A 14067-nucleotide genomic window follows, 5' to 3' on the forward strand; every position below is an offset into this window, starting at 1 on the left:
TTATTGCCTTTCTTCTTTTGAGTAAAGCATATCAATATTTTATAGAACAGATGGAGAAAATAATTCCCTTTATACCTATTGGTTCAGAGCAAGAATTTATCATAAAAATAGGAATAATTCTTATACTAATTGGTACTTTAATCGGAATTTTTGGTAGTATGTTATCCTTAAGAAGAATAAATTATGAGGAATTATGAAAATATTTTATAGGATCCTGCCAAAAAAATATTCTATAATAATATTTTTTTTAATGTTATTTATCTGGTTCATTTTTTTTATTTTTATAGGATTTAGTATTGCTGAGGAACAAGAAATAAATATTCAACAACAGCAGCAAAAATTAAATGAAATAGAACAACGTAAAAAGGATATAGAGAAAGAAATAGAACGATTAAAACAGGAAAAAGTAGATTATCAGAAATCTTTACAAAAAATTCAGGATTTACTTAGCACTGCTGAAAAGGAATTACAGGTAGCTAAAAATACTTATGAAAACACTTTAAAAGAAATAACAAAACTAGAAGAGGAATTAAATATTGAACAGAACAAACTTGACTTACAGATGATTATTTTAAAAAATAGATTGAAAAAATTTTATAAATATAATAACATTTCATATCTAGCTATTTTGATAAATAGTAAAGATTTTTCACAATTCTTAAATCGATATCGCTATCTTAAACAGATATTAGAAAATGACTCTGATATAATAAAACAGGTGAAAGAACAGGTTGATTTAGTGAAGAAGCAAAGGGATAGTTTTTATAATAAAAAGGAAATTACCAGAATGTTGGAACAGGAGATAGCAAAAGAAAAAGAGAATATTGAAATGTCCATGGAGGCTAAAAATAAATACCTAGTAAAAATTGAAGAGGAAAGGAAAAAACAATTAGCTGTTCTGGAAGAATTAGAAAAATCTTCAGCCCAAATTAAAGAAATTATTGATACTGCCTATCTGGAAATGGAAAAAGCCAGAACAGCTCAACAACAAGCTCAACCTCAACAAAGAATTACAACATCCAGGAAAGAGCCTACTTTACAACCAAAAAAGGGTATATTTCACCTCCCTGTTAGTGGATCAATAATTTCCAATTTTGGTCAACAGAAACAACCGGATTTAAATGCTTATGTCTTCAATTCTGGTATTGATATCAGTGCTTCATTAGGTGAACCAGTACGTGCTGCCAGTTTTGGTAGTGTAATTTATATCGGTAATGTTAAAGGCTATGGTGATTTAATAATCCTGGATCATGGTGGTAATGTAGTGACTTTATATGCACATTTATCTAAGGTATTGATTAAATTGAATGACCAGGTGTCAAGAGGACAAATTATTGGTCAGATTGGTACCAGCGGAGGTGTTCCCTCACCAAGATTACACTTTGAAGTAAGGGTGGAGGGAAAGCCTGCTAATCCCTTTGATTGGCTTTAATTGTAATTCGCTAAACTTAGCTAAGTTAAAAAAATATAATTGGATGGATAATGATATGAAAATAAAAATTAGAATAAACTGGTTGATAACTATTGTTATGGTGGGAATATTTTTTTTTACTCCCACCTCTAATATTATAGTAAATAGCCAAAACAATAGTATCTTTAACGATCTAGAGCCTTTTTTTGAAGCTTTGAGTATTATACGGAGTGAATATATCGAAAAGGATATTGATATATCTATGTTAGTACAGGGTGCTATAAAGGGAATGTTAAAGGAGCTGGATGACCCTTATTCACGATTTCTGGATCAAATAAGTTTTCAGAGGGAACAAGAAAATATATTTATGGGCCATTTTAATGGATTAGGAATTATTGTAACGGTTGTAGACGATCAACTCACTGTAATTTCACCTATTGAGGATACCCCTGCTTATCTAGCAGGTATTAAAGCAAATGACAGGATTATAGAAATTGACGGGGACTCTACCAAAGGCATTACTCTGGATGAAGCAGTAAATATCCTGCGTGGTGAAAAAGGGACTGCCGTTACTATTACCATTGAAAGAGAAAATTTAGAAGAACTATTGGAAATAACCATTATAAGAGATACTATTACAGTAGAAGCTGTTAAAGAAAAGTTATTTGAGGATAATCAGATTGGTTATATAAGAATCTCAACTTTTAATGCTAATACTGCTTCAGAATTAAGGCAAATTCTAAATGATTTTAACAAAATACCGTTAGAAGGAATTATTTTGGATCTCAGAAATAATCCTGGTGGACTTTTAGAATCATCAATAGAAGTAGCCAGTCAATTTGTCAAAGAAGGTGATATAGTAAAAATACAGGGAAGAAATCATTTAACCAGAGCATATTATTCATATGGAAATGAATATCCTAATTGGCCTTTGGTAGTGTTAATTAACAAGGGAAGTGCCAGTGCTTCAGAAATTGTAGCAGGAGCGATACAGGATAGCGAGAGAGGTATTGTTATAGGTGAACCGTCTTTTGGCAAAGGATTAGTACAGCAAATTTATCCATTATCTGATAATTCCGCAGTAACAATTTCTACCTCGGAATATTATACTCCAAAAGGTAGAATTATCAACAATATCGGTATTGAACCAGACATTATAATTACAGACCAAGAAGATTCCGAAGAAGATATGCAGTTAGATGCTGCGATTGATTACTTACTCAAAGACAAAATTATTGTTCAATAGATGAGATATTATATGGGAAAAAAATTGTGGAACTATGTTTACTCTTTATTGCTTTCTGTAATCTTATTACTATTAATAGGAATATTTTTAAATTTGAATAGTAATGTACATAAGATTGAAAATAATGCTCTTGTTAGCAATAAGGAGATGTTTAAGGAATGTGTAGATCCAGAATATGAGCAACCAATAAGCGAAAAACAGACCATTTTTTTGTATGATATTATTGACCAGAAAGCAAAAGAATTACCCTTGTTTAATAAATTTATTACAGATAGAAAGAGAGAAGAAGTAAAAGCCGGAGTTGCTATTATTATTGATGATATGGGCTATCAGAAGGAAATTGCTGAACAGGTCATGTGTTTAAATTTCCCGGTAGCAATTTCTGTTTTGCCCTTTTTACCATATTCACAGATGGTGGCACAAATGGCAAGAGAAAGGGGATTTGCGGTCTTATTGCATTTGCCGATGGAACCTCATAATTCAAATACTGATCCTGGTAAAGGTGCTATCTTTACTACAATGACTGAACAGGAAGTAAAAGCAAAAATTTTGGCAAATTTACAGGAAATTCCCGATATTGATGGTGTAAATAATCATATGGGTTCTAAAGCTACTGAAGATGATTATATTATGAAAATAGTTTTAAATGAATTAAAGGAAAGAAATTTGTTCTTCATCGATAGCATGACCAGCCCCTATTCAGTAGGTTACAAATTAAGTAAGGAAATGGGTATTAAAACTGCTCAGCGAACTGTTTTTTTAGATAACGAACAGGATGTTGATTATATACGTAATCAGGTAATGGTGCTAAAAGAGTATGCTTTGAAATATGGTAGTGCCATTGCCATTGGACATCCTTACTGTAATACTATTAATGTTCTTATTGAAGTAGATTTGATGCTACAATCAGAAGGCATAGAAATCGTGCCGATAGAAGAATTATTGGAATAAGAAAAGTTTATAAAATTCTAAGTGAAAAGATAGATAATATTTTTATGAAAAAGAAAATAATAAAAATGGCTAAAAAAGTCTTTTTTAAAATTTTATTTTACTTGATTTTGCCACTATTACTCATGTGAAGGTATTATTCATAGATTAAATCAAATGAAATTAAATCAACTCGGGAGGAAGCATGGAAATTAAAAACAAAAATATCAGGGTCAGGTTTGCTCCAAGCCCGACAGGATATCTCCATATAGGAGGAGCAAGAACAGCCTTGTTTAATTGGCTATTCGCCAGGCATTACGGTGGAAACTTTATTTTAAGAATTGAAGATACTGATAGGTTAAGGTCTACCCCTGAAGCTGTCAATGCTATTTTAGATGGGATGAAATGGCTTGGTCTGGATTGGGATGAAGGTCCAGAAAAGGGGGGAGAATATGGACCCTATTTTCAAACCCAACGACTGGATTTATATAAACAATTTTCCAATAAATTATTGGCTAGTGGGGAGGCTTATTATTGTTATTGCAGTGCAGAAGAGTTAGATAATAGGCGTAAGAAGCTATTAACTGAGGGGAAACCAGCAATCTATGACCGAAAATGTCTTGAGTTATGTGAGACGGAAAAACAGAAGTTGGAGAAAGAAGGAAGAAAGCCAGCCATCAGGTTAAAAATGCCTGATAGGAAAATTATTGTTTATGATTTAATTAAAGGCAGAATGGAATTTGATAGTAAATTACTTAGTGATTTTGTATTAGTAAAATCTGATGGAATTCCAACCTATAATTTTGCGGTGGTGGCTGATGATATTCTAATGAAAATATCTTTGGTTATGCGTGGAGATGATCATATTTCCAATACACCAAAACAGATAGTTATTTATCAAGCCTTAGGTGCCACTCTTCCAGAATTTGCCCATATTCCAATGATTATGGGTCCTGATAATACCAGGTTGAGTAAGAGGCATGGAGCGACTTCAGTTATGGAATACCAGAGAAGTGGTTTTCTACCAGAGGCCGTTGTTAATTATATTGCTCATTTAGGCTGGTCTTCAGGAACTAATCAGGAAATTTTCACCATTGAAGAATTAGTAGAGAATTTTGCTTTAGAAAAAGTTTCCAGTCATTCAGCTATTTTCGATATGGAAAAGTTAAACTGGTTTAATAATGAGTATTTAAAAAGAATGACCGATAGAAAGTATGTAGAGATGTTAATACCTTTTCTAAAGGAAGCTGGATATCTTGAATCTCCTTTAAGTAGTGAAAAGGAGAAATGGTTGAGGAAAGTTGTTTCGCTTATGAAAAGTAGAGTAAGAAATTTTAGGCAATTTTTGGAATATGGGGATTATTTTTTCACTGAGAATTATAGTATGGAAGTGAAGGCAGTAGAAATATTGAAACAGACTGGAATAAAGAACATTTTAGAACAATTATTAATAAGACTTAAAGAGATAGACAACTGGAATGAGTTTAATATTGAGTCTAAAGTGAGAGAAATGGCAAGTCAGTTTAATTTAAAGGGGAAACAAATTATTCATCCTACTCGTGTGGCACTTTCTGGCAAAACGGTAGGGCCAGGTCTCTTTTCTCTAATGGAAGTACTTGGTAAAGAGAAAAACATCAAACGATTGATGGGAGCAATTTATAAAATAAATAAATATAAATAATCTTTATATCATCGTTTTTAAGACAATACACTTAAAGCACAATGCCCTATAATTTACGGGGTATACATTTACTATTAAATAGAGAAGTTTTTAAGAGGAAGAATTCCTTATGAATGTATTGAAGAATGTTAATATCCGATATTATGAACTTCAGGATAAATGAAATATATCCTGTTGTTTTTTCTTAAAATAAATCTTGAATAATTTACCGTTCTTCTAAAATAGCGTATTATGATAAGAAATTGCTTGTAGATTAAGGAGTTCTCAAAGGAAATAATTCCCCATGGATGTCTTGACCTATAGAAAATATGTTGTAAAATATTATTGTTGAGTTGAGTAAGGAAAATTGAGGGATCGTCTAGTGGTAGGACACCAGACTCTGGATCTGGGAGCGGTGGTTCGACCCCACCTCCCTCAGCCAATAAATAGTGGCGCAATCGAATAGTGGTTAATTCAGCTGGCTCTCAATCAGCAAACGGGGGTTCAATTCCCCCTTGCGCCACCATTTTAGAAAGAATATATTTTACCATTGTTCTTATTTAATTAAAAATTGATTGAAAATTTTGTATGAATGAAATTATATTAGAATAAAAAGATTTAAATATTTAAAATAATTTTTAGAAATATTAGTTAGAATAATTATAGACGAAAATTAATAGTCGCCAGATAGTAATATACAAAAATGAAAAAGAGCAGGGTAACCTGCTCTTTTTGGCATAGGAAGATAAAATGAAAGGAATTAAGAATAGTATAAGTACAAAAATAATAAAAATTGATCCGGATAATATTAATTGGCAGTATTTACGGGAAGCTGGGCAAGCAATAAGAGATGGAAAATTAGTGGCTTTTCCTACGGAAACAGTTTATGGATTAGGTGCAGATGCCTTAAATAGTGAGGCAGTTTTGAAAATATTTAAAGCAAAAAATAGACCTTTTTATGATCCCTTAATTGTTCATGTTCATAATTCAGAAGAAATAATGGATTTTGTAGAAGATTTTCCAGATATTGCTAAAAGATTAGGTGAATTATTCTGGCCGGGACCACTAACAATGGTTTTGAAAAAAAGTAAATTAATTTCAGAGGTAATTACTTCCGGACTAAATACTGTAGCTATACGGATACCCAATCATAAAGTTGCCTTAGGATTGATTAAAGAAGCTCAGCGACCAATTGCTGCTCCTAGTGCTAATATATTTAGCTATACCAGTCCTACGAAGGCTCAGCATGTCATTTCTGACTTGAAAGGTAGAGTAGATATGATTCTTGATAGTGGGGAAACAATGATAGGATTGGAATCTACCGTATTGGATGTTACCACATTTCCTTTTAAAATATTAAGATTAGGTGGTATAACTTTTGAAAGCTTAAAAGAAGTAGTGCCGGATATAGTTATTGCAAATGATAATATGGAAACAAAAAGATCACCTGGTATGTTGAAAAAGCATTACTCACCAACAGCAAAATTAATATTAGTAGAAGAAGAAAATAAGCAGATGACTAAAAAGATATGTGAGCTTGCCCTCCAATACAAAAATCAAGGTAATAAAGTAGGAATTATTGCCTGTAAGGAGAATTTAGAAAAATATCCTGGGTTTATAGTCAAAAATATTGGTGAGTCTCAAGACCTTGATTCCTGTGCCCATAATTTATATACTCAGTTAAGAGAGCTGGATGAGCAAAAATGCGATATAATTATTTCTGAAAATTTTGCTAATAAAGGTCTCGGGAGAGCTATTATGGATCGGTTACACAGAGCTGCCAAATAACAAATAGTATTTTTATATATGTTTTAGTATTATAAACTATCATTAAGTATTATCAATGGCAAAAAAGATAAAAATATGCTATAATAATGGCAGCTAAAAGGATAATAAGATGTCTGAGAAAGATAAAGAAAAATATCAGATTATTACGATTAATCGCAAAGCAAGACATGATTATCATATTTTAGAGAGTTTCGAAGCTGGTCTGGTCTTAAAGGGAACAGAGGTAAAATCAATTAGAAATAACCAGGTTAGTATCAAGGAAAGTTATGCACAGTTTAAGGGAAATGAATTATATATTATTAATATGCATATTGCTCCATATCAGTTCGGGAATAGGTTTAACCTGGAGCCAAAAAGAGAGAGGAAACTTCTTTTAAGTAGTAGAGAATTAGCTAAAATAAGAGGCAATGTTGAACTTAAAGGAGTAACTATAGTTCCATTAAGGCTATATTTTAAAAATGGTTATGCTAAACTTGAGATTGCATTGGCTAAAGGGAAAAAGCTGTACGATAAAAGAAGAGACCTCACCCAGAAAGCTATTCAGAGGGAAGCAGAAAGAGAGCTAAAAAATAAAGTTTGGGGGCGATAGGTATCGACAGGGAAGGCAGAGGTAAGAAATGCGAGTCGAGGTTCCTGGTCCTCGATAAACACTGGGAAAGACAATAACTGCCAACGATTACGAATTGGCATTAGCAGCTTAATAAAGCTGCTCATCCGTGTTAGGCTTTCGCCTGTAAGTCTAATATGGGTGTAATATAAAGCAGGCTATCTATGTTATCCGCTCCGAATAGCGTAGAGAAAATAAGGAGCTAGGATCATTTGAATCTAGTCTATGGGAGTTAAATGATCTGAAAAATAAAACATAGACTACGCTCGTAGTATTTCTTATCAACGATTCTCTGGACGCGAGTTCGATTCTCGCCGCCTCCACCATTATGGAATGGCCGATTATTGTTTCGGGTATTTATTTAATTTATAAAGTTTATAATATTTCTGTTTATTATTTTTTACTCGAAGTTAAGGTCATCAGGTAATATTGTTTGAAATATTTGCTAAAAAGATTGATCAATAACAATTGACCAAGAGAAAAGAAAATCTCTGGTGGTAGTATATAAATAAATTTGCTAATATATTAAGGAGTGATTGATTATTCTATGCTAATCTGATATAAAAATAAAAGATATTGAATAACTTAATTACTTGCCTTACTTTACTTAGATTAATTAGGAACAGGATGATAGAATATTGTATTCATTTAAAGATAAACAGAGTAAGTTCTTAATACAGATAGGTATTGGTTTAGTAATTTTTTGTTATATCGCTCATAGGTTGAGCTTGATTTTAATCTATTTCAGTTTAGCTCTTTTTCTTGCTTATTTTTTTAATCCTCTTTATAATTTTCTACTCAGCAAAGGCATAAGGAAATCCATATCTATCTTGGTAATCTTTTCCATTATATTAGCTTTTACAATTTTCCTTATATTGTTTATCATTCCGAATGCCATAAACGAATTAAATCAATTATACAGGGAGATCCCTGGTCTATTGTCAGGTTTTCAGAATATCCTCCTTTCTTTTGAACCAATTTTTGATAGAATTATGGATTCTGGCAACCTGGAAACATTTGTTAGAAACATCTTTTCAGAGATACAAAGTGGACTGCTAACATTTTCTAGGACTGCCATATTTACCCTATCCTCTTTTGTTACAAAATTAGGTTTTGGGATAATTATAATTCCACTTATTCTTTACTATCTTCTGATAGATATAGGCCTGTTTAAGGATAATCTTCTAGTACTTGTATCACCAACGCATAAGAAGGATTTTCGAGAAATTGTTCGGGAAATCGATCAGATCTTGAGTAATTTTATACGTGGTCGCCTAATTGTCTGTTTTATTGTTGGAACATTGATTACCATTGGTCTCTATCTCTTAAAAATAAAGTTTTTTCTTATTATTGGAATTGTATCAGGAATATTAAATTTTATTCCCTATCTTGGGCCTATTATTGGTTGGGCATTATCCCTATTCTTTGTTCTAGGAAAACCATGGTCTGTTTTTATTCTGGTTACTATTTTGTTTGTTGCTGTAAACCAGGTGGAAGCAATTTGGTTAAATCCTAAAATATTGGGTAAGGAATTAGGACTTCATCCACTTACCATCATTTTTTCAGTATTAATATTTGGAGGTCTTCTTGGTTTTTTGGGCGTATTATATGCTATACCAATTGCGGCAGCAATAAAGGTAATAATGTATAGATACTTAATCCAGGAGGATAAAGCAACTTGATAAAAAAATACAATTATGTAGTCTTAATAATTTTATTAATTTTATTACTGTTTTATATACCAGATCAAAATATACTGGCACAGCAGAATGACATTCAATTAAAACTAAACGATGCTATTCTAAATACCAATGTATCACCAATTTTAGTAAATGGTCGTATATTTTTACCGGCAAGGGATATTGTTGAGGCATTAGGCGGTAGAATCACTTGGTTTCCCGCTTTAAAATTATTAAATCTTAATTTAGGAGGGAAAGAGGTAAGCTTAGTCATTGATCTTCCAGAAGCACAAATTAATGGAAAAAAAGTTATTCTTGAGGATTCTCCTACAATTATGGAAAATAGAGTAATGATCCCTTTAGAAGTAGTACAATTATTGACTGAAATTGAAAGTGAATGGAATAAGACTTCCCAAGAGATAAGTATTACCAGTCATAGACCAAATGTAACTTCTATAAGAAGTTATTCCCATAAAGATAAAACGCGGATAGTTATTGATTTGTCGGAAAAGAGCTCTTACCAGGTCATCACCCTGAGTAATCCCGAAAGGGTGGTAGTTGATGTTGAAGCCTCCCTCAATCAATTGAGCGAAAAACAGAAGGAAGTAATTGTTAATGATTCATTAGTAAGCAGAGTAAGAAGTGGTCAGTTCACTCAGGAGACAGTTAGAGTTGTTACCGATTTGAAAGGAAAATATGAATTTCAAGTATCTGATTTGTCTTCACCAGATCGTATTATAGTAGATATTTTTATTCCCCAGAGTCAGGCAAGTACAGTGGTCCAGACAGAAATTTCACAGGAAACAAAAACAGAAGCCCCTAAGGATGAGAAACGTCGCATTGTGGTAATAGATCCGGGACATGGTGGCAATCATCCTGGAGCAATTGGATCCGGTGGGCTAAGAGAGAAAGATGTAGTTCTTGACATTGCTTTGAAGCTAAGGAAAATACTACAGGATAATGGTTTAACTGTGTATCTTACCAGGGAAAAGGACGTGGACATACCACTGGAAAATAGACCACTTATTGCTATGCAAAAAGAGGCAACTGTATTTATTAGTATTCATACCAATTCAGCTATGCAGAAAGGCTCTTCGACTGCTAAGGGCATCGAGACTTATGTTTTGAATTCCCGTTATATCGGCGCATCAGCAAAGGATGTTGCTGATCGAGAAAACAAGGCAAGCCAATTTTACCATTATGAAGATGATATCTTAAATCAGATTATTGCTGATTTAGAAGAAAGTGCCAGTATAGGATTCAGTCTGGATTTTGCTGAAATAGTACAGAAAAGATTAGTTCAAAATACCGGTTTAGAAAATAGAGGTGTCAAACAAGCTCCCTTTATTGTTTTAAAAGGTGTTAATATGGCAGCCATATTAATAGAGGTAGGTTTTATTTCTAATCCCAATGAGGAAAAATTATTAAAAACTCCTGAATTTAGAGAAAAAGTGGCACAAGCACTTAATCAGGCAGTATTGGAGTATGTAAGAAATATACCTGAAAACATTTAAATAGGGGATCGAGATGGCCAGAAGAAGAAAGAAAAAAAATATCTTCAAATCAACTCTGAACTTAATTATATTAATTTTTTTGTTGGTTATTATCTTCTTTTTAGTACAAAAATTTGTATTTCCTCTATTTCAAGAAAGAGAAAGGATAGAAATTGAAGAGAGTAGTAGAGAAGAGATTGAGGTGGAACCACCATCTGTATTAGAAGAAGAACAAGTAGTATTATATTTTGCTGATGATAATGCACAATATTTAGTTCCAGAATATAGGAATATACAAAAGACTGAGGAAATGGCTAAACAAGCTATTATTGAACTAATTAAGGGTCCAACCAATAGCAATCTTTATCCCACAGTACCATCTACTACCAGGGTTAATGCTTTATACATTAGTGATGGTATTGCTTATATTGACCTTTCCTCAGAGATAATAAAAAACCATTCCGGAGGAAGCACTGGAGAGCTATTAACTGTATATTCTATAGTATTAACTCTAACTTCTTTCCCTGATATTAATAAGGTACAAATAATGGTGGACGGCAATAGTGGGGAAACTTTAGTAGGTCATGTTGATACCAGCATTCCTCTGGAGAGGGATGATAGTTGGTTAAGAAGATAATTATAGATTTTTGATATAAAAATTAAAGGAATGATAAAAAAAGAACGTTTAGATAAATTAATAGTTGATAGAGGATTACTGGATTCCCGAGAGATAGCTAAAAGATATATTATGGCTAATCTGGTAAAAGTAAATGGAGTAACGATAAATAAATCTGGTACAAAATGTAATATAGATTGCAAATTGACTGTAGAGAGAGATTCCTCGCGCTTCGTTAGTAGGGGTGGAATTAAGCTGGAAAAGGCTTTAACTGTATTTAATATTGAGGTGAATGGGAAGACAATAATAGATGTAGGTGCTTCCACCGGTGGTTTTACTGATTGTTTATTGAAGCATGGTGCTAAAAAAGTATATTGTGTAGATGTAGGATATGGACAGCTGGATTGGACTTTACGTCAAGATAGTCGAGTTATAAATATGGAAAAGACTAATATTAAATATATCCATAAAGATCAATTTGATTGCCTATTTGACTTAGCTACTGCAGATGTTTCTTTTATTTCTTTAGAAAAGGTATTGCCGGTGTTAGCGGGATTATTAAAAACAGAAGGGGAAGTTGTTGCTCTGATAAAACCACAATTTGAAGCAGGAAGAAAATTTGTAAAGAAGGGTGGTATTGTTGACAATCCAGGTATACATAAAGAGGTAATTGTGAATCTGATAGAACAAACTAAAAGTGCCTTGCAGTTTCTTAATCTTACCTTTTCACCTATTAAAAATTCCCCTGGCAATATTGAATACTTAATTTATTTAGTAAAAAAGGAAAGAGATAATAATTTAACTTTAGCACATATTAATCAAATTAAAAGAGTTGTAGATGAAGCACATTGCTATTTCCTTAACAAGTGTCTTTAACAATATTTTTAAGAATTTGATTCCTTTTTAGGTGACATATCATTGTTTTTTACCAATTATAATTATAATAAAGAAATATATGTTAAATTAGATTTTAGGATAGAGGATATAAGCCTAATAATTTTTATGCCTTAGTTAAAGATAGAATTCATTATGCCAAATATTAAATACTGGGTAATCATGGTATCTATCACTTGATTGCCCCTCCCAGAAAAAGCTTTTCCAAAAAAACTATCTTGTTTTAGAAACAAGATAAAGGGATTAATAAATATTGAATTTTATATCGATTCAGGGATTATCAAGGGGAAGAATTCCTCTTGGGTATCTAGTTATTATTTTATTATTACTGGGAGGAATCCTTTCTCTCTTAGTATATCTGAGAATAAAAAATATTCTTAATAGTAAACAGGCTACAAAGAGATCTTTTATTAGTAAGCGTGCAGAAAATAAAGCAGAGAAGTGGCTAAAAAGAAATGGTTTTCAGATTATAGATAGGCAACAAAGCAAACCTCTAATTATCAAAGCCGGGACAACGCTTCATCGCTATTCGATAAGAATTGATTTTTTAGTTAAGAAGAGTGGCCGGACATATGTAGTAGAAGTTAAGAGCGGATCTCAAAATAAAATAACCAAAAAGGAGACCAGAAGACAATTGTTGGAATATTTCTTAGCTTATCAACCATATGGCATTATTCTATTTGATATGGATTCTAGAAAATTTTCAGAGATAAGATTTCTACTTCCCTACTTTCGTTCTAGATTAGTTGAAAATATCCTATTTTTTCTATTAGGAACATTGATTACCATGATCATAATGTATGTATTTATATTATAGGATTGCAGAAGAGGAAAAAGATGAATATTTTAAAAGCAGGTATAATTGTAAATGAGGAAAAAGACAAGAACTTTAATGTAACAAAAAAGATAATTAATTTTTTAAATGATAAAGGTATTGATGTTTATCTACCAAAAAATATAATCAGCTTGTTTGATAAGTCAAAAAAAATAAATTTTCTTACTGAGCCTTATCAAGAGTTAAATATGTTTTTTTCTTTAGGAGGGGATGGTACTCTTTTAAGGGCTACCAGATTGGCTTCACCATATAATATACCAGTTTGTGGAATAAATTTGGGTGGATTGGGTTTTTTAACCCAGATTGGTTTACAAGAAATAGATCATTATCTTCCATGCATTTTGGAAGATAATTATCAAATTGAAGAGAGAATGATGTTATATGGTTATATCATGAGAGAAGGCAAAAGAAATGGTAAGTTTTATTGTCTTAATGATATAGTCGTAGCAAAGAAATTATTTGCTAGATTAATTAATTTAGATATGCTTATTAACGATGAATATGTCATTCAATATGCTGCTGATGGATTAATCATTTCTACTTCTACTGGTTCAACGGCATATTCTCTTTCCGCTGGCGGACCGATTATTTATCCTTCTTTAAAAACCATTATTATTACTCCCATATGTCCTCATACACTTTCAGCTAGAGCTCTGGTGATTCATCATAAGGACAACATTAAGCTAATTGTTCGATCAAAAAACTTGGAAGTAATGTTAACAGTTGATGGGCAGGAGGGCTTTGACTTAGAAGAGAATGATGTAATAGTAATTCAAAAGTCTAAATATAAAACTCAATTAGTAACCTTTCCCGGACCCGGAAAAAGCTTTTATGGTATTTTAAGAAGAAAATTGAAATGGAGTGGCAGAGTCCTTCCTAATATTCTTGAAGATGATGGATGGTCTTAAATC

At 32.2% G+C, this 14067-nt stretch carries 13 protein-coding genes, 2 tRNA genes and 1 other RNA gene; all 16 read left to right on the plus strand.

Features of this window, described 5'->3' with window-relative positions:
* Window positions 1-197, plus strand: a 197-nt coding sequence (locus PHD84_07720; protein ID MDD5637686.1) for a hypothetical protein, incomplete at its 5' end; no start/stop codon positions are given.
* Window positions 194-1432 carry a peptidoglycan DD-metalloendopeptidase family protein gene (locus PHD84_07725; GenBank protein MDD5637687.1) on the plus strand — a complete coding sequence of 413 codons (1239 nt, stop codon included), beginning with the start codon at window positions 194-196 and terminating at the stop codon, window positions 1430-1432. The genes PHD84_07720 and PHD84_07725, both read left to right, overlap by 4 nt.
* A gap of 55 nt (window positions 1433-1487) precedes the next feature.
* Complete coding sequence (locus PHD84_07730; protein MDD5637688.1) at window positions 1488-2657, plus strand: S41 family peptidase; 1170 nt, start codon at window positions 1488-1490, stop codon at window positions 2655-2657.
* Window positions 2658-2669: 12 nt separating this feature from the next.
* On the plus strand, window positions 2670-3608 hold the full coding sequence (locus tag PHD84_07735) for a divergent polysaccharide deacetylase family protein (protein MDD5637689.1): 939 nt from the start codon (window positions 2670-2672) through the stop codon (window positions 3606-3608).
* A 181-nt stretch (window positions 3609-3789) separates the two neighbouring features.
* Entirely contained in the window at window positions 3790-5265 is a 1476-nt protein-coding gene (gene gltX, locus PHD84_07740) for a glutamate--tRNA ligase (GenBank protein MDD5637690.1), read from the plus strand.
* 347 nt (window positions 5266-5612) lie between these two features.
* Window positions 5613-5686, plus strand: a tRNA-Gln gene (locus PHD84_07745).
* Window positions 5687-5695: 9 nt separating this feature from the next.
* Window positions 5696-5770 (plus strand) — tRNA-Glu (locus tag PHD84_07750).
* Between the two features lie 224 nt (window positions 5771-5994).
* The gene (locus PHD84_07755; protein MDD5637691.1) at window positions 5995-7032 is read left to right on the plus strand and encodes an L-threonylcarbamoyladenylate synthase; all 1038 of its coding nucleotides are present in this window, start codon (window positions 5995-5997) and stop codon (window positions 7030-7032) included.
* A gap of 109 nt (window positions 7033-7141) precedes the next feature.
* The gene (gene smpB, locus PHD84_07760) at window positions 7142-7621 is read left to right on the plus strand and encodes an SsrA-binding protein SmpB (GenBank protein MDD5637692.1); all 480 of its coding nucleotides are present in this window, start codon (window positions 7142-7144) and stop codon (window positions 7619-7621) included.
* Window positions 7611-7965: a transfer-messenger RNA gene (gene ssrA / locus PHD84_07765) on the plus strand. Before smpB ends, ssrA begins: the two co-directional genes overlap by 11 nt.
* 312 nt (window positions 7966-8277) lie before the next feature.
* The gene (locus PHD84_07770) at window positions 8278-9321 is read left to right on the plus strand and encodes an AI-2E family transporter (protein MDD5637693.1); all 1044 of its coding nucleotides are present in this window, start codon (window positions 8278-8280) and stop codon (window positions 9319-9321) included.
* Window positions 9318-10832: an N-acetylmuramoyl-L-alanine amidase gene (locus PHD84_07775; GenBank protein ID MDD5637694.1), complete on the plus strand. Its 1515-nt coding sequence runs from the start codon at window positions 9318-9320 to the stop codon at window positions 10830-10832. Before PHD84_07770 ends, PHD84_07775 begins: the two co-directional genes overlap by 4 nt.
* A gap of 13 nt (window positions 10833-10845) precedes the next feature.
* On the plus strand, window positions 10846-11448 hold the full coding sequence (locus PHD84_07780; GenBank protein ID MDD5637695.1) for a GerMN domain-containing protein: 603 nt from the start codon (window positions 10846-10848) through the stop codon (window positions 11446-11448).
* Between the two features lie 30 nt (window positions 11449-11478).
* Window positions 11479-12303 carry a TlyA family RNA methyltransferase gene (locus tag PHD84_07785; GenBank protein MDD5637696.1) on the plus strand — a complete coding sequence of 275 codons (825 nt, stop codon included), beginning with the start codon at window positions 11479-11481 and terminating at the stop codon, window positions 12301-12303.
* Between the two features lie 271 nt (window positions 12304-12574).
* Window positions 12575-13138 (plus strand): hypothetical protein, encoded by a 564-nt coding sequence (locus PHD84_07790; protein ID MDD5637697.1) that lies wholly within the window; start codon window positions 12575-12577, stop codon window positions 13136-13138.
* A gap of 20 nt (window positions 13139-13158) precedes the next feature.
* A complete protein-coding gene (locus PHD84_07795; protein ID MDD5637698.1) occupies window positions 13159-14064 on the plus strand; it encodes an NAD(+)/NADH kinase in 906 nt (301 codons plus the stop codon).
* The last annotated feature ends 3 nt before the right edge of the window (window positions 14065-14067 follow it).

Source organism: Atribacterota bacterium (assembly GCA_028717805.1).
GTDB lineage: Bacteria > Atribacterota > Phoenicimicrobiia > Phoenicimicrobiales > Stramentimicrobiaceae > Stramentimicrobium.